This is a genomic window from Rhodococcus sp. EPR-134, assembly GCF_001647205.1.
Lineage (GTDB): Bacteria > Actinomycetota > Actinomycetes > Mycobacteriales > Mycobacteriaceae > Rhodococcus_F > Rhodococcus_F qingshengii.
In genome coordinates, this window is the sequence record NZ_LVCT01000282.1 from 1 (window position 1) to 16,457 (window position 16,457).

The following is a 16,457-nucleotide window of genomic DNA, read 5'->3' on the forward strand; positions in this document are numbered from 1 at the left end:
CACCGTGGCCTCTGTGGTAGCCGGCCATACCCAGTAGAAGTGCAGACAAGAACGCGTCGTTTACCGAGCATTGTGTGCCCGCCGCTGCAGTGGTCAGTGCCGCCACCGGAAATTCGATCACACCGAAACCACGGCGCGTACTCCGAGCAGTCATCACTGGCGACATCGTTCTGGTCGCCGGTCGCGTCATACGCGCCGTCGATCCGAAGATTCGTACGACGTCGTGCATCGTAGCGGCGGGATGGCGCACTGCGTGCGCGGCACTTCGGGCCACCGCTTCGGTCATCGCCGCACGTGAGTCTCCTGGTGTGGAACGAACAACAGGTGGCCTGAATTCGTGGCCGTCCTGACTTGATCCGCCAGTCCGCGTGTCATCGGTAATTTCGCGTGTCAGTTGCATACCCCCGACCCCGTCGGTCAAGGAATGATGAACTTTGACTACCAGCGCTGTTGCACCGCCGCCTAGCCCATCGAGCACGGTGAGCTCCCATAACGGACGATCCTTGTCGAAGGCTGCCATCCCGCTCATGCGGGCAAAATCCAGGACGCCTTTCCACCCACCTGGTGGTGGCACGGAAGACCTTCGAAGGTGCCAACTCAGGTCGAAGTCCGCGTCATCCACCCAACGTGGTGGACTCCACGGAAATTGTCGCGCAACCGCTTTACACCTGAAGATCGGAACTACATCGATGGCGTGGTTCATCGCGGCGGTCAATCGTTCGTGATCCGGGAGCCTGTCCAGCACGATGATCGAGACGATTGTCGAGCGGAGGACCGGATCGGCCTCCATCCGCCAAGACATCAGGTCGGTCTGCGTCATCGATCGCTCGTTTGCGCCGCTCATGGCCACTCGATTCACTCGTCGGCGTAATCCTTCAAGGATTGGCGATTCTCAAGGCCTCAATCGAACCTCGTCAACGCCTGGAACGGTCGAAGCAAGTGCAGTCACGACACCTCGCTCGGGATCATCGTCGGAAATCCCACTGACTGTCAGCATTCCGTCGACATAACCCACTGCCCATCGGTCGGGCCCGCCATAGACGTCAAGTCGATGGCGCACTTCGTCAGCGATCCGATCGGGGTCCAGGGCCAGCAGTCCGATCAAATCCTGGCGGGTCACCACTCCGATTACGTCCCTCTCACGAACGATCGGAACCGCGCGCAGCCCAGAACGCAGCATCTCGGATGCGATGTCATTGACCACGACATCTTCGGTCATTGCCACCACGGGTTGTGTCATCACGTCAGCGACGGATTGTTCGGTCGACTCGGTCGCGTGTTCCTGTGACAGTCGTTCGAACCCACTTCTGAGAAGATCGCCTTCGGACACGATCCCGACCAGTCGCTTCTGCTCGTCGACTACTGGGAGTGCCGAAAAACCTGACCGCGCAATCTCTCGTAGACAGTCACCTACACTTCGCGCCTGATCGATTGTCGTCACAGGGCTACTCATGATGTCTCGTGCACGCATGACAATTCTCCTCTGGTTATCCCGCTGGACGTCCGATCTCGCGAACGCAGGAATGCGACGAACCGATGTCCCCAGCGTGACAAACATCGACCGTGAACCGGAAGTGTCTTCGGCATCCTGCGCACTGGAAATCGGCCCCGAGCGGAGTGACTTCCGCCTCTGTAGACCTGATGCGGGAAAGGGTTTGCTGAACACTGTCGCTCGCTAACCCACGCGCATAGCACTCGGACGGGAGAGCTCATGAAAGCGAGTTCCATAGATGCCAGACGCCGGTGGGTAGTACCGATCGACGCCGTCGGACCCGAAGACGCACCGACCGTCGGCGGCAAAGCCGCGAATCTCGGCGAACTGAGGCGATCGAACTTTCCGGTTCCGCCGGGGTTCGTAATCACCACCTGCGGCTATCTCGACGCCATGGAAGCTTCCGGGTTGAGAGACGACCTGAAATCAGGGGAACTACCGTCTACCCGCAGCGCCGAGGAGGCAGTCACAGCATCACTCGTGCCCAAAGCACTGCAAGAGCAGATCATCGACGCCTATCGCGCGCTGGGGCCTTCAGGTACGCGAGTAGCGGTCCGTTCGTCCGCTCCCGCAGAAGAAGCGTCCGATACCTCGTACGCGGGCATTCACGAAAGTTTCACAAATGTCGCCGGTGACGAAGGCTTGATCGATGCCGTACGGCAGTGTTGGGCATCGTTATGGTCGGATCGAGCATTGTCGTACCGCAATCTCCAAGGCGTTGCGGACGAGCCGTCGCTGGCAGTTGTCGTCCAACTGATGGTCGACTCGGACCAATCGGGAGTCGTATTCACTGCCGACCCGCGCACCGGTGCGCGGGACCGCATGGTCATCGAAGCTGCCACCGGATTGGGGGAAGTCGTAGTGGGTGGACAAGTGGAACCAGACACTTACGTAGTGTCGAAACCTGACTTCGACATCATCGATGTGCATATCGGTTCACAGGCATTCGCGATCTCGCTGTCCGAAGGGACTGAAAAGGCGTCGGAAATACCTCTCTCACAACGCGAACACCAGATCCTTACCGACGACCAGATCCACCAGCTCGCAGCATTGGCCGCAGCCGTGGAAGAACATTACCGGCAACCACAAGACCTCGAATTCGCCTACAGCGGAGGACAACTGTGGCTGGTCCAGACACGCCCGATCACCACCCTTTCCGAGCAACCGGAAGCACTGGCCGAGGCCCAACACGACGTCGGCGAAAAAGCACGTGTCCTCGCCCAGGGATTGGGCGCCGGGCCGGGAACTGCTACCGGACGCGTCCGAGTCCTGCGTTCAGTGGCCGACGGTCGTGATTTGGTCGACGGCGAAATACTGGTGGCCCCGATGACGCGACCGGACTGGTTACCGGTTCTCCGACGAGCCGCCGCCATCGTCACCGACGGCGGTGGCATTACCTGCCACGCAGCTATCGTGGGCCGCGAACTCGGCCGACCGGTTGTCGTCGGAACACGCACGGCAACAAAGGATCTTGCAGACGGGACTTTGATCACAGTCGACGGAACTGCAGGAACGGTCATTGCTGCAGATTCCGCAACCGCCGACTCCTCGAAAAATGCGACCACCACCATGCCGAGGACAATGCCGACACCCCGTTCGACAACCGCGACATCCGTCTACGTGAACCTGGCGACTCCCGAAGCTGCAGAACGGACAGCCGACACAGACGTCGACGGAGTAGGACTCTTGCGAGCTGAATTCCTGATCATGGACGCTCTTGAAGGGCTGCATCCCCACACGATGATCGCCCGAGGTCTCCACGGAGAGTACGTGGCCAAAATGTCCTCTGCCCTGTCACGTATTGCCGCCGCTTTCGGAGCCCGACCGGTCATCTACCGCGCAATAGACCTCCGCACCAACGAGTTTGCACATCTCGAAGGTGGTGACATCGAACACCACGAAGACAATCCCATGATCGGCTACCGAGGCTGTTTTCGCTACGTGCGGGAACCGGAATTGTTCGCGCTCGATCTCGATGTCATCGCCGAAACGCGAAAGAACTATCCGAACGTGCACTTGATGATTCCCTTCGTTCGCACCGAATGGGAGCTCGCGCGCTGTTTGGCACAATTGGATGCCCACCCGCTCGGGGCGGACCACCGGATGCTTCGATGGGTGATGGCTGAGATACCCTCGGTTGCCCACTGGATTCCCAGGTACGCGGCAATGGGCATCGACGGAGTGTCGATCGGCACCAACGATCTCACTCAACTGGTGCTCGGAGTCGACCGGGATTCGGAGATTTGCCAAGAACTCTTCGACACCATGGATCCTGCCGTCCTCGAAACCATCGACACCATCATCGAGCGTGCCACCCTCGCGGGCATGACGACCTCACTGTGCGGACAGGCAGTGTCAACCAACCCAACTCTGGCCGAACACCTCGTGAGGCAAGGCATCACGTCGGTTTCCGTGACCCCGGACGCAGTTGACACCGCTCGCCATGCAATCGCGGTCGCTGAACGACGAATCATCCTCGCCCGAGCTCGTTCGAGCGGACGCCGACATCCGAGTCGATGGCTTGACTGAGCATCGGCACCTAGTCGGATCGGACCACTCCCCGATCAGCCCGTGCCCGAATCCGTTCGTAGAAGACCTCCACGTCGGCTGGTAAACACGGTGCCGTCCCTGGGGTCTTCAACATCGCAGCCCCGGCTGCAACACCGAACCGAACCGCATCCATCAGCGAACGCTGATGGATGAGCGAATACACCATCCCCGCAACCATGCTGTCCCCCGCGCCCACACCACTGATCGATACGACGTCCACCGACGGCACACACTCACACATGTCGGCAGTCACCAGCAAGGCTCCAGCGGCTCCAAGCGAAACGACCACCACCTCCGCAACCTTCTGCGCAACAATAGTTCTCGCCGCGTCGACTTGCTCCACCCGAGTCTCGAGGGGGCGGTCGACCCATTCACGAAGCTCGCGGATACTCGGCTTGACAAGAAAGACACCACTGTTCAATGCGCGCAATGCAGCGCCAGAGGTGTCGACAACCAGCCGCGCCCCGGTTCCCTCCAGGTAATCGACCAACCGCTGAACAAAACCTGCACCCACCCCCGGTGGCAAACTGCCGCTCACGACAACATATCCGGAATCGACGGCGAACTCACGCACTCGCACGAGACACGATTCCACCTCTGCAACGGTGAGAATCGGTCCAGGCAACACAAAACGATACTGCTCACCTGTCGACTCGTCATCCACGGTGAAACTCTCGCGAGTCGATCCTGAGACGGGCTCGGCCCAATACCGTACTTGTTCACCGATCAGAAGGTCCTCGACTGCCAGGCCGCAATGACCTCCCGAGGGAAACACTGCCATCACGTCGCCGCCGAGCACCCGGAGCACTCGCGCGACGTTCAATCCGCCGCCGCCGGGATCACGACGAGGTGCCGCACAACGCACCTTGTCTGTCGTGTGGACGGTACGCGCGCTGGTCGCTATGTCGAGTGCCGGGTTCATCGTCACCGTCACGACGCGAGAGTCACTCTGCTCCATGTAGTTTCACTTCCAGATGCAGCGTTGATCCATCACGACGAAGCGAATTCGCCCAACCACGGTCACGAATGACCTGCAGCATCGGTGCGTTCGCACCCAAAATTTCGGCCACCATACGCCGTGCCCCATGCAGGTAGGCTTCATCCTCGAGCCGCTTCAAAATCGAAGTCCCGATTCCGTGCAGCCGGTCGCCTTGCGCAACCACGAGGGCGAACTCCACCGTAGTCGGCGAAACCCTTTCCAACGCAACATAGCTTCCGACCCCCACCAATTCTTCGCCGATGAAGGCACCCAGAGCGCATCGCCGATCGTTGCACTCGCACAGTTGATCGGAAAAGGTGGTGAGTTGCTTCGGCTGCGGTCCGAACCACCGCATGTACGAATCATGTTGGTCAAGATGCTCATGGAACCGTTGAACAGCAACCGCGTCGGATGGTCCGAGACACCGGAGAGTTGCAGTGCCGATTCCGCTGCCAGTGGCGGCCATCGATCATCACCTGATTCGGCTGGGGATACTTTCCGATTGAACCGTGCCGTTGCCTTCAGTGGGCAGAGCCTTTTGTCATCGAATACCGTCCTTCGCCCCTACCCGCGCCGGCAGCCCATGCGCGAAGCTCAAACGTGGAGGAATACCGATGACGCCCGCAAGGAGGATCCATGACTGATACGGGATCTCCCACCGACCTGACCAGCGAACAATTCGTCATCGACCGAGACGGACTTGACGAGCTGATCACGGTGTTGATCAGCGAAGGTTACCGCGTCATCGGGCCGACTGTCCGCGACAGCGCTATTGTCCTCGACACTCTCGACTCCGGTGATCAATTGCCGACGGGATGGGGTGTCGATACCGCCCCTGGCCTGTATCGTCTACGGAGGAGAGCAGATTGTGCCTTCTTCGGTCACTCCGCCGGCCCGCAATCGTGGAAGCAGTACCTGCACCCGTCGCGGCAACAACTCTGGAGCCAATCCACGGACGATACATTCCACGCACCGCCGACCGAACCGGTCCGATACGCATTTCTCGGCGTACGTGCGTGCGACCTGGCAGCGATCGGCATACTCCAGACAGTGCTCTCTGCTGGCGGAAAGGCGGCAACAAATCTATTCGAGGGTCTTTTCGTGATCGCAGCCAACTGCACGGAACCCGGCGGCGTGTGTTTCTGTGCGTCGATGAACACCGGCCCGAAGGCCAAAACCGGCTACGACCTGTGTCTGACCGAAAGGATCGACAACGACGGCCACCGATTCGTCACCGGGGTCGGCACCACGGAAGGATCACGGATACTCACGCTGGTCCGCGGTAGGCAGGCAACCGACGAAGAAACGACCGAGGCCGCAGGCGCTGTCGCCGACGCAGCAGATCACATGGGTCGGCAAATGCCAGACGTCGATCTTCGCGGCATGCTCCGCGACGCACGGGACGCCGATGTCTGGACGGACGTCGCGTCACGATGCTTGACGTGCGGAAACTGCACGATGGTGTGCCCGACGTGCTTCTGCACTACCACCGAGGACGTCTCCGATCTTGCGGGCGACAATGTCGAGCGATGGCAGCACTGGTCGTCATGTTTCGACCTGGACTACTCACAACTGCACGGTGGCGCAGTACGTGTCAGTGGTGAGAGCCGGTACCGACAGTGGATTTCTCACAAGTTGGGCACCTGGCACGACCAATTCGGTTCGTCCGGGTGCGTCGGTTGCGGCCGATGCATCGACTGGTGTCCAGTGGGAATCGACATCACGGCGGAAGCGGCACGCCTAACCGGCGCTTTGACTGAGGAACCCGACAGCGATACCGGTTGTCCCTCATGAACGATCACGCCTGCGAGCAGCGCCCAAGAGAAATCGAAGGTCTGGCCGACGATCAACGGTCTGAACTTGCTGCCTTCTCACGCGAGGTTCAGCTCGCGCCCGGGACCGTGGTGTTCCACGAAGGCGACTCCGCTGACAGATGTTGGTTTCTTCGGACCGGCCGGATTACGCTCACCACCAGAATTCCCGGACGTGGCGAGGAAACTGTCGAAACACTTTCTGCCGGTGAAATCTTGGGTGTGTCCTGGTTCCGCCCACCTCGACAGTGGCAATGGACAGCGACCGCGGTCACTCACGTGACAGCAGTCGAAGTCGACGCCACCATGTTGCAATCTGTCGCCGAGAGCGATCCGGATCTCGGACGGGCGATCTACTCGATACTGGCGGACACACTACTCCACCGATTGCAGGCAACACGCGCGCGCCTGCTCGATCTCTATGCACGCGAACATGTTCGGTGAACAACTCGTCCCGACGCCGTGCAAGGTTGTTGCCCGCCGGGACGAGAACAGCGATACCTCGACCCTGACCCTGGCCGCGCCCTCGCAGTCGTTCCCCGGGTTCCGCCCCGGCCAATTCATGATGGTCTACGCACGGGGGGTGGGCGAGATTCCGCTGTCGATCAGTGGGGACCCAGCTCACGCCGATCACACAGTGGTTCATACTGTTCGGGCTGTCGGTGCCGTCAGCCGCGCGCTGCACGAAGCCTCCATCGGTGACATCGTAGGTGTCCGGGGACCTTTCGGAACGGGATGGGATCTGGATTCCGCCAAAGACGATCTGATCGTCGTTGCAGGAGGCGTCGGGTTGGCGGCGGTACGTTCTGCAGTCTTGGAGGCACAGGCCTGCGGTCGATTTCGTCGAGTTGTCCTCAGCGTCGGTGCTCGCCGACCATCCGATCTCCTGTACCGCCCAGATCTCGACACATGGAGCCGGGGAGACCTGGTCGACCTCGAGCTGTCCGTGGACGTGGCAGAACCTGACTGGCAGGGTCATGTCGGATTTGTCACGCAGTCCCTGAACCGCCTCGTTCTCGAGCCCGGTCGCACGACGGTACTGCTGTGCGGCCCCGAACCGATGATGCGGATGTCGGCTCGGACCATGATCGGCCAAGGCGTTGAGCGCGAGAATATTCGAGTATCACTGGAACGGAACATGCAGTGCGGGACCGGAGTGTGCGGGCACTGTCAACTCGGCGAACTCCTCCTCTGTCGTGACGGTCCGGTAGTCGACTACCACGCGGCCGAGCCACTTCTCGCAGTGAAGGAGCTGTGATGCCCTCACCCACCATGGCGGTATGGAAATTCGCATCCTGCGACGGATGCCAACTGACTCTGCTCGATTGCGAGGACGAACTACTCACTTTGGCCGACGCCGTTCACATCTCACATTTCCTCGAGATGTCGAGCGAGGTGGAAAGCGGTCCATACGATCTCTCACTGGTCGAAGGCTCCATTACCACCGCTGCCGACATCGAACGTATTCATGCCATCCGCGAGAATTCCCGGCATCTGGTGACGATCGGCGCCTGCGCCACTTCTGGTGGGATACAGGCTCTCCGGAACTTTGCGGACATCGCCGAGTTCATGTCCGTGGTCTACGCGAGCGGCGAGTACATCGACACTCTCGCGACGTCCACACCGATCGCAGACCATGTCCCGGTCGATTTCGAACTACGCGGCTGCCCCATCGATCGACGGCAGCTCCTCGAGGTGATCTCGTCGTATCTGACCGGGCGGAAGCCGAACATCCCGGACACCAGTGTCTGCGCCGAATGCAAACGACGTGGCCTCACCTGCGTCATGGTCGCCGACAGCACACCGTGTCTGGGACCCGTGACCCATTCCGGCTGCGGCGCGCTGTGTCCGGCACAGTCGAGGGGTTGCTATGGATGTTTCGGTCCATCAACCCACCCGAACTTGATTGCAATGGCGGGGTGGCTGCGCACCCGCGGGATGACCGGCGAGAGTATCGAGCGCGTCTTCTCGACATTCAACGTTGCCTCCCCCGAGTTCGACGGGATCAGGCGAGATGGACAGTGAAACGAACACGGATACCACCCGACTGACGCTCGGTTCCCTCGCCCGTGTCGAAGGGGAAGGCCGCCTGGCGTTCACGGTCCGACACGGCCGGGTTGAAGCCGCAGAGTTGAACATCTACGAACCCCCTCGATTCTTCGAGTCATTTCTCCGGGGCCGCGATTTCCGCGAGCCTCCCGACATCACGTCCAGGATTTGCGGAATCTGCCCTGTCGCTTACCAAGTCAGCGCCTGCAACGCGATCGAGCAAGCATGCGGTGCGCACCTCACCCAACCGATTCTCGATCTGCGACGACTTCTGTATTGCGGCGAGTGGATCGCCAGTCACACACTGCATATCTACTTGCTGCACGCCCCTGATTTCCTGGGCGCGTCCGACGCGATCGAACTTGCCCGTATCGCGCGTCCCGACGTCGAACGTGGGCTTACGTTGAAAAAGGCGGGGAACGCGATTCTCGACATGATCGGTGGCCGATCGATTCATCCGGTCAACGTACGCCTCGGCGGGTTCTACCGAACGCCGACGCCCAGTGAACTCGCGCCCCTCGCCGAACAATTACGCTGGGCACTCGACGATGCTCTCGCGACCGTGCAGTGGGTATCACACTTCGAGATCCCAGATGCCGAGGTGGATACCGAACTACTCGCACTGGCTCAGCCAGGCCGCTACGCGATCGAAGACGGCGTGTTGACAACCACATCCGGATCATCGTTCGCGCCGGAGGAATTCTGCGATCACGTCGCGGAACGGCAAGTTCCGCATTCGACCGCGCTGCACGCGCACCTCGACGGCCAGGCGTATCTCACCGGACCGCTGGCTCGATACAGCCTCCACTCCACCGAACTCTCGGAGACCGCTCGTCAAGCGGCCACCGAGGCCGGCTTGGGAACAGTGTGTCGCAACCCGTTTCACAGCATTGTGGTCCGCGCCGTCGAGACAGTGTTCGCCGTGGACGAGGCACTCCGCCTGATAAGTGAGTATCACCGCCCGGAATCGCCGTACGTCGACGTGTCACCCCACGCCGCAACCGGGTACGGCGTCAGTGAAGCCCCCAGAGGCGTGCTGTACCACCTCTACCAACTCGATTCCGAGGGCCGAATCCTGCGGGCCACAATCATTCCGCCCACCTCGCAGAACCAGGCAGCAATCGAGAACGACCTCCGCAACACCCTCGCCGCGAACCTCACGCTGACAGACGCCGAACTGACCGAACTGTGTGAACGGACCATCCGAAACTACGATCCCTGCATCTCGTGTGCCACTCATTTCCTCGACGTGACAATCAACCGCAAATGACTGTCACAGTGGTCGGAGCCGGCAACGAATTCCGCCGAGACGACGGCGTAGGACCTGTGGTGGCGCGAACGATACAAAGCGAGCACCGAGCCGGCGTGAACGTGGTCATCGACAACGGTAGTGAACCTTCAAGGCTGCTCGAAGCATCGACAAGGTCGGATCTGGTGATCATCGTCGACGCTTCAGTCTGTGCTCCGTCTTCCGGCAGCAAGGCGCAACCTGCCGGAACAATTCGTCGGATCACGGATTGGTCGAGAGAGCACTCCGGAATACTCGCCAGCTCACACGGACTGGGCATCCTAGAGGCGCTGGCCTTGGCTGCCGCGCTCGGCCGAGAACCCCACCGCGTGGTGATCTACACGATCGAAGCACACGACACCGGCTACGGCATCGGACTTTCACCCTCCGTTGCAGCTTCTGTCTCTGCGGTACTGTCTCTGATCGCAGCCGAAATCTCCGACGTGCAATCTCGGGATCTACCTCCTGGATGGTAGCGACCAGGTTAACGGAGGCGTGGTTGTGACCTTTGCCATCGATTGGCGTCGTTCGCCTCTACTCGGCCGATCTTCACCGGACGAAGCTGAAACCACACCGGCTTCGAAATGGCCTTGAGGATTGCACATCAAGCGACAGTGATGCGTGAACGGAACATGACAAGTACACCACCACAGCCGAATTGACACCCAGGAACCTCGACAGAGGAGGAATCTGATCGTGAACGAGAAGCATTGGACAGTCGACATAACCATCGACGAGCACACCGCCGAAGAAGGCAACCGGACTCGGGCCATCGCACGCCTTCGCTCGAGGGACGATACCCACATCGTCGGATCCGGTTTCGCTCGGTGTAACCCATCGGATCACGATGTGCCCGAGATCGGTGACGAGCTCGCGGTCGCGCGTGCTCTTTCCCATTTGGCCCGTCAACTGATCGAGGCGACCGCTGCAGACCTCGAAAGTGTCACGCACGAACCCGCCCACCTGAACGCCTAGCGACATCTCGGGAAGATGTCGAAATCGTAGAAATCGTTGTCGACCAAGGAGATAGCGATGTCGGACAAACTGACTCCCCTCGATGCAGCCTTCCTCGAGGTCGAGGACTCCGATCGACACGCGAATCTCTCCATAGGCGCGGTTGTAGTCGCCGAAGGACCCACACCCACCGACGACGACTTGATCGAGAGACTAAGCACCCGAATTCGATCCCTCCCCCATGCTGCGGATAGGATTCACGCCATCCCGCTCGATCTTGCTGCACCTACGTGGGTCCCTGATCCGAATTTCGATCCAGCTCGCCACTTCACACGGATCGGAGTGCCGAGTCCAGGGCGAATGCACGACTTGACGGACACCGTCGCGTGGATCATGTCCGAACGACTCGATCGCGATCGTCCACTGTGGCAATGCTGGTTGATCGAGGGCCTCGAGGACGGCCGCTGGGCAATCCTGGTCAAGGCCCACCACTCTCTCATGGACGGTGTTACCGGGGCCCGATTGTTCGACGTATTGTTCGACGAACCTCTCACCTCCGGACCGCCAACGGACGAGGAAGTACCGAAAGAACCAGAGTCGCTGTGCGGCAAAATGATCGGACTCTACTGCTCGACACTCCGGGCGCCGCAACGGTTGGCTCGCCGGTCCGTCCGGATCGCGGAGGGTACTGCCCAGTTGGCAGGCGATCTGCTGATCCCGAGCGCGAACGGTTCCCTCAACGGGCCGATCGGACATCAACGGCGATACGGGACAGCACAGGTGCGAATGCACGATGTAAGAACTATCTGTTCCGCCTTCGATGTCACCGTGAACGACGTTGCGCTCGCGTGTGTGACCAGTTCGCTGCGCTCACTTCTCCTTCACCGCAAAGAAGACGTCAGCCGACATGCCGTGAGGACACTCGTCCCGGTTTCTGTTCGGGCATCGAACACCGCCACGTCGTTCCACAACCAGGTCTCGCTCATGCTTCCCTTCCTTCCCGTCGATATCGTAGATCCACTAGACCGCTTGCAGACGATCCACCGCAGACTCTCCCGGCACAAGAACGGCGGTGAATCAGGCAGTGGACAAACGATCACGGCAGCTGCTCAGTACGCACCATTCATGTCCTCCGCCTGGTTCATTCGTCTCGCGATGCGCTTTCCTCAGCGAAGTATCGTCACCGTAGTCACGGACATTCCGGGTCCGACCGAAAAGGGCCGACTGCTAGGGCGTGAAATCATCGGTATCTATCCGTACGTACCGATTGCAGTGCGGTTGCGACTCGGATTCGCAATCCTCAGCTACCACGATCAACTCGCATTCGGAATCACGGCTGACTACGATTCGGTCTCCGAAGTCCAACTTCTCTCATCGTCGATGGAACAGGAAGTCGACTCCCTACTGCGTTCCACGCGGAGCCCCTCGCCCGCCGGCGGATTTCACTGATTCGGTCCCGAATTCGATTCATCCGGTCCACAGTCACGCAGTGGCAGGGTCCATCCGTGACGCCCGGCGTGTGCACCACAATCGATCGCCGGCTCGTTTCGTCCTTCAGTGAGCAACGCTTCCAGGGGCGAAATCTACAATCTCGATGACTAGGTCAGTCGGACAGTCGCGCCCGGCCGGAGTTGTACCACTCGACCACGGCATTCGATCTCGATCGGCGGCTGGTTGCCGACCCCGGCACTGACTTGCACTTCTCTCCCATTGATTCGCAGATGCAGGCGGTGGCCCCGGTAGAAGATGGGAAACTCGAGAACTCCGAGTGGTTTCGGCCAATGCGGGGAAAAGATCAGGCGGTCGCCGCGGGTCTCGAGCCCGGTGAAGCACCTTTGCAGCAAGTCGACGCTTCCCGCCATGGCGGCCAGGTGTATTCCCTCTGCGGTAGTGCCCCCCTGCACATCGGCGATATCGGAACGAAGGGCCAGGTCGAAGAATTCCATCGCACGGTCGCGGTTGGCCCGAGCCAGCACCCAGGAATGGACAACACCACTGAGCGTCGAACCGTGCGATGTACGTGCCATGTAATAGTCGATGGTTGCGGGGATGGCATCACCCACAAACTCATAGCCCAAACCATGGAGGATGCAACGCAACTCGTCAGCGGACAACAAGTAGAACAACATCACTACGTCGGCCTGCTTGGAAACCTTGTAGGAGTTGACGTCGTCACCCTCTGCCTCGAGGAGTCGGTCGAGGCGTTGTAGGTCGCCTTATCGCTGACGATATGCGTCCCAATCCAGTTCAGGAAGGTCCGCGTACCCCTCGAATTGGCTGATGACATCGTCGTGAAACGGGACGAACATCTTGTGCGTAATGTCTCTCCAGCGCTCGATCTCCAGTGTGGGCAGTTCCAGCTTCTGAGTCAGGTCCGACCGGATCTGCAGTGGCACAACATCCAATGCCTCGAGGGCTCGCAGGATCACCCACACCGACATGACATTGGTATAGGCGTTGTTGTCGATCCCGTCACAGGGAGCATCCGGATATCCGGAGTGGAATTCGTCAGGGCCGATGATGCCCTGGATGACATACCGTCCGCGCATCTGGTCGAGTGAAGCGAGATCCGCGTAGAACCGAGCGATTTCCACCAGCATTTCGGCACCGAACTCGATCAGGTATTCCAAATCGCCGGTGACCTGATAGTACTGCCACACGTTGTACGCAATCGCGATGCCGCTGTGATGCTGGCGCCGACTCGGATCCGGGTTCCAGCGCCCGGATCTCGGATTGAGATGCAGTTGCTGGCTCTCATCCCGTCCGTCACTACCCGACTGCCAGGGAAACATCGCTCCTCGATGACCGGCTTCGATCGCAGCCCGACGGGCCTCCCCCAATCGACGGTACCGATACCGGAGCAAGGACCGCGTCAGCGTAGGCAGGCGCAGGTTCAGCGCCGAAAAAACGAACAACTCGTCCCAGAAGATATGTCCACGATAGGCCTCTCCGTGCAATCCGCGAGCCGGTACTCCGGCGTCGCGGTCGGCGGTGTTCGGCGAGACCGTCTGCAGCAAGTGAAGTAGATGAAATCGGATTACACGCAGTGCGTGACCGTGACCAATGAGGTCGATGCCCATGCGATCCCACAGACTTGCCATGGTGAGAACGTGACCGTCGAGCAATTCATCGAATCGGTCTAGACGAGACAGCCAGCGCTCGGCTTCGTCAGCGGGCTCGGTCACAGCGGGATCACGTCCGGTGAATACCGTCACCATCTTCTCGAGAGTCGCCGAGCAGCCCGCTGCGAGATGCAGAGATATGTCGTGCCCGATCCGCCCTTCTCCTTCTACCCGTCGATACTCAGTCGAAGTCGGTTCGCCATTTCTCCACACCGTATGCCGGGCGGCCATCGCCACCGGTATCCGTGAGCGATTGGTCTGCACCACGAGCAGAACCGCGTTCTCGGATAGCTCTCTGGCCTCCAGCAGTGCGAGGTGTTGAGAGCCGAGTTCGCGATAACGCTCCACCAACCCGTTGCGGACCGTACCGTCCAGTTCCGAACGGATCTCGAGTAGGCCCGCCCAATCTTCAGCCACGATCGTCATCTCGAGAGCACAGGCATGCGGGAGGTGCATGGCAACACATCTCCGCTGGATAACCGTCGTGGTGTATCCCTCAGTGTCGCGCACCCGGAATCGGCGCGTCAGCATTGCCCGGCGAAGATCGACGTACTGGCGGTACTCGAGCACCTCCACAGTATCGATATCGAACCACGGGCCCCCGTCGATCCGGAATGTCACCGGCAACCAGTTCGGCAGGTTGACGATGCTCTCGTTGTCGACTGTGATTCCCGATACTTCGTCCTGCAGGCGGTTGAAGACGCCCGCAGCGTACGTGCCCGGGTAGTGGATGGCCCCGGCACGGCACTCCGGAGCACATCCCCGAGTGGCGAATGCTCCATTTCCGAGGGTGCACAGTGCCTCCCTCAACTTCTCTGTGTTCGGATCGTAGCCTTCGAAGAACACAGTCCAGGGATCGCCGGCGGGTGGCATCGTCTGCGCGCCGCTGCCCAGCAGATCTGCCAACCATTGCACCAATTTACGGACCTGGACGGGACTGTCTACCGCGAACCGAGCAGCCGACCGCCGGTCGCCGTTCTCGAAGTGGCGCACCACGATCCCGACGCCGCGGTCGTGGAGTATGACGAAAGCATCCTCGTCGGTGAAGTCATCGCCGATGTAAATCGGCAGCACGTTGTCGGCATCGACGAGGTGATCGAGAATCCAGTCCAGCGTTCGACCTTTGTCCCAGTTAACGTCGGGGCGGAGCTCGGTCACCATCCGTCCGCGGGTGGCACGAAGCCCGGTTCCACCCCCAACCTCCTGAACCACCGCGGCAGTCTCGGTGCGCCTGTCGAGGTCGGCATTGCGATAGTGGACTGAGAGACCAAACCGCTTGCGTTCCAGGACAACCCCTGGAATACCGGTCAAGCGATCACGTAGAATGTCCGCCGCGCGCTCGAGATTCGGCACCGAGGCCACAGCCAGGTCATTTCGATAGCGCTGCCCGTCCGGCCCGACGATTTCGAAACCGTGACTGCCGGCGTACCAGATTCCGGGCATGCCAACTCGGGTCTCGATGTCCGCCAGATCGCGGCCGGTGATCACGCCGATCGTGCAATAGCGAGTCAGCCTCGCGAGATCTTCCTTCATCCCGTCGACGAGAGTGGCAGCGGCTGGGTCGTTCACGATGTTCGAAAGGGTTCCGTCGAAGTCAAGAAAGACGACAGGTCGTCGGGAACGCAAAAGGGTCGTCAGCTGACCGAGTGATGTGAGAGCTTCCGGTATTTCCGACATTCGGCGGTCGTGACGACGTGGGTGGATCGAAGGCATAGTCATGGACTCGACTCCAACGATTCATCGATGCCGGCGGGAAGCCACTCGTCGCAATTGTCGGACACGATCGGCCACGAAGTATCGCCGGATTCCTTGATACACAATTTCTTTCGATGCCATTCTCTATTCGCCAACGCATTCACCGCCTGGCTGTCGGACCATCAGGAGTGGGCACGGCGTTTTGTGCAGCAAAGCTGTGCCGGTCGAGCCGATGTCCATCCCCACGAAACCGCCCCTTCCTCGGGTTCCGACCACAACGAGCTGGGCATCGGCCGCCAAATCCAGGAGATGCTCAACAGGCCGGTCCCGAACCAGATTCCGCCGCACCCTGACCTCAGGGAATTGCTTCCACCACCTGGACACACTTTCCGCCAGCACCAACCGGCCTGCCTCCTCTACCGCAGCGCGGACCTCGGTCGCCGAATCGTCATGCAGCGTAGACATATCCTGGTCGAAACAAGCGTGCAGCACGATCAGGGACGCTCCACGAAGAGCA

General features: G+C 60.3%; 14 protein-coding genes and 1 pseudogene. 9 read left to right on the forward strand and 6 right to left on the reverse strand.

The features are described from left to right. Together A2J01_RS12740 and A2J01_RS12745 are read right to left on the reverse strand one after the other, a co-directional pair. Positions 1-820, reverse strand: an 820-nt coding sequence (locus A2J01_RS12740; RefSeq protein ID WP_331715317.1) for a wax ester/triacylglycerol synthase domain-containing protein, incomplete at its 3' end; no start/stop codon positions are given. Positions 821-892: 72 nt separating this feature from the next. Continuing rightward, the gene (locus A2J01_RS12745; RefSeq protein ID WP_054186596.1) at positions 893-1,471 is read right to left on the reverse strand and encodes a CBS domain-containing protein; all 579 of its coding nucleotides are present in this window, start codon (positions 1,469-1,471) and stop codon (positions 893-895) included. A 240-nt stretch (positions 1,472-1,711) separates the two neighbouring features. Between A2J01_RS12745 and ppsA the strand changes: the two genes are divergently transcribed. After that, on the forward strand, positions 1,712-4,021 hold the full coding sequence (gene ppsA, locus A2J01_RS12755) for a phosphoenolpyruvate synthase (RefSeq protein ID WP_064112841.1): 2,310 nt from the start codon (positions 1,712-1,714) through the stop codon (positions 4,019-4,021). A 10-nt stretch (positions 4,022-4,031) separates the two neighbouring features. Here ppsA and A2J01_RS12760 read toward each other — a convergent pair whose 3' ends face one another. Both A2J01_RS12760 and A2J01_RS12765 read right to left on the reverse strand, forming a co-directional pair. After that, positions 4,032-5,000, reverse strand: a complete 969-nt coding sequence (locus A2J01_RS12760) for a 1-phosphofructokinase family hexose kinase (RefSeq protein WP_054186599.1) — start codon at positions 4,998-5,000, stop codon at positions 4,032-4,034. Further along, on the reverse strand, positions 4,987-5,487 hold the full coding sequence (locus A2J01_RS12765) for a GNAT family N-acetyltransferase (protein ID WP_054186600.1): 501 nt from the start codon (positions 5,485-5,487) through the stop codon (positions 4,987-4,989). Before A2J01_RS12765 ends, A2J01_RS12760 begins: the two co-directional genes overlap by 14 nt. Positions 5,488-5,657: 170 nt before the next feature. Here A2J01_RS12765 and A2J01_RS12770 point away from each other — a divergent pair, with 170 nt between their 5' ends. The 8 genes from A2J01_RS12770 to A2J01_RS12805 all read left to right on the forward strand — a co-directional run bounded on the left by A2J01_RS12770 (position 5,658) and on the right by A2J01_RS12805 (position 12,572). Further along, positions 5,658-6,815 (forward strand): 4Fe-4S dicluster domain-containing protein, encoded by a 1,158-nt coding sequence (locus A2J01_RS12770; protein WP_064112842.1) that lies wholly within the window; start codon positions 5,658-5,660, stop codon positions 6,813-6,815. Then, a complete protein-coding gene (locus A2J01_RS12775) occupies positions 6,812-7,276 on the forward strand; it encodes a Crp/Fnr family transcriptional regulator (RefSeq protein ID WP_054186602.1) in 465 nt (154 codons plus the stop codon). The genes A2J01_RS12770 and A2J01_RS12775 overlap by 4 nt, the downstream gene beginning before the upstream one ends. Next, positions 7,266-8,090 (forward strand): FAD/NAD(P)-binding protein, encoded by an 825-nt coding sequence (locus tag A2J01_RS12780; protein WP_054186603.1) that lies wholly within the window; start codon positions 7,266-7,268, stop codon positions 8,088-8,090. The genes A2J01_RS12775 and A2J01_RS12780 overlap by 11 nt, the downstream gene beginning before the upstream one ends. Beyond that, on the forward strand, positions 8,090-8,857 hold the full coding sequence (locus A2J01_RS12785) for an oxidoreductase (RefSeq protein WP_054186604.1): 768 nt from the start codon (positions 8,090-8,092) through the stop codon (positions 8,855-8,857). The genes A2J01_RS12780 and A2J01_RS12785 overlap by 1 nt, the downstream gene beginning before the upstream one ends. Further along, complete coding sequence (locus A2J01_RS12790; RefSeq protein WP_054186605.1) at positions 8,847-10,151, forward strand: Ni/Fe hydrogenase subunit alpha; 1,305 nt, start codon at positions 8,847-8,849, stop codon at positions 10,149-10,151. Before A2J01_RS12785 ends, A2J01_RS12790 begins: the two co-directional genes overlap by 11 nt. Further along, positions 10,148-10,645 carry a hydrogenase maturation protease gene (locus A2J01_RS12795; protein WP_020907965.1) on the forward strand — a complete coding sequence of 166 codons (498 nt, stop codon included), beginning with the start codon at positions 10,148-10,150 and terminating at the stop codon, positions 10,643-10,645. Before A2J01_RS12790 ends, A2J01_RS12795 begins: the two co-directional genes overlap by 4 nt. 220 nt (positions 10,646-10,865) lie before the next feature. Then, complete coding sequence (locus A2J01_RS12800) at positions 10,866-11,144, forward strand: DUF1876 domain-containing protein (protein ID WP_020907966.1); 279 nt, start codon at positions 10,866-10,868, stop codon at positions 11,142-11,144. 57 nt (positions 11,145-11,201) lie between these two features. After that, on the forward strand, positions 11,202-12,572 hold the full coding sequence (locus A2J01_RS12805; RefSeq protein WP_054186606.1) for a wax ester/triacylglycerol synthase family O-acyltransferase: 1,371 nt from the start codon (positions 11,202-11,204) through the stop codon (positions 12,570-12,572). A gap of 149 nt (positions 12,573-12,721) precedes the next feature. Here the strand turns inward: A2J01_RS12805 and otsB are convergent. Then, positions 12,722-15,964: pseudogene (gene otsB, locus A2J01_RS12810) on the reverse strand (trehalose-phosphatase). 120 nt (positions 15,965-16,084) lie between these two features. Continuing rightward, the gene (locus A2J01_RS12815; protein ID WP_231915777.1) at positions 16,085-16,405 is read right to left on the reverse strand and encodes a universal stress protein; all 321 of its coding nucleotides are present in this window, start codon (positions 16,403-16,405) and stop codon (positions 16,085-16,087) included. Between the last annotated feature and the right edge of the window lie 52 nt (positions 16,406-16,457).

What these genes read in the sequence shown, in the direction of transcription:
- A2J01_RS12745 (WP_054186596.1), bottom strand. Translation starts at nt 1,471, where the DNA reads ATGCGTGCACGAGACATCATGAGTAGCCCTGTGACGACAATCGATCAG.
- ppsA (WP_064112841.1), top strand. Translation starts at nt 1,712, where the DNA reads ATGAAAGCGAGTTCCATAGATGCCAGACGCCGGTGGGTAGTACCGATC.
- A2J01_RS12760 (WP_054186599.1), bottom strand. Translation starts at nt 5,000, where the DNA reads ATGGAGCAGAGTGACTCTCGCGTCGTGACGGTGACGATGAACCCGGCA.
- A2J01_RS12765 (WP_054186600.1), bottom strand. Translation starts at nt 5,487, where the DNA reads ATGGCCGCCACTGGCAGCGGAATCGGCACTGCAACTCTCCGGTGTCTC.
- A2J01_RS12770 (WP_064112842.1), top strand. Translation starts at nt 5,658, where the DNA reads ATGACTGATACGGGATCTCCCACCGACCTGACCAGCGAACAATTCGTC.
- A2J01_RS12775 (WP_054186602.1), top strand. Translation starts at nt 6,812, where the DNA reads ATGAACGATCACGCCTGCGAGCAGCGCCCAAGAGAAATCGAAGGTCTG.
- A2J01_RS12780 (WP_054186603.1), top strand. Translation starts at nt 7,266, where the DNA reads ATGTTCGGTGAACAACTCGTCCCGACGCCGTGCAAGGTTGTTGCCCGC.
- A2J01_RS12785 (WP_054186604.1), top strand. Translation starts at nt 8,090, where the DNA reads ATGCCCTCACCCACCATGGCGGTATGGAAATTCGCATCCTGCGACGGA.
- A2J01_RS12790 (WP_054186605.1), top strand. Translation starts at nt 8,847, where the DNA reads ATGGACAGTGAAACGAACACGGATACCACCCGACTGACGCTCGGTTCC.
- A2J01_RS12795 (WP_020907965.1), top strand. Translation starts at nt 10,148, where the DNA reads ATGACTGTCACAGTGGTCGGAGCCGGCAACGAATTCCGCCGAGACGAC.
- A2J01_RS12805 (WP_054186606.1), top strand. Translation starts at nt 11,202, where the DNA reads ATGTCGGACAAACTGACTCCCCTCGATGCAGCCTTCCTCGAGGTCGAG.
- A2J01_RS12815 (WP_231915777.1), bottom strand. Translation starts at nt 16,405, where the DNA reads ATGTCTACGCTGCATGACGATTCGGCGACCGAGGTCCGCGCTGCGGTA.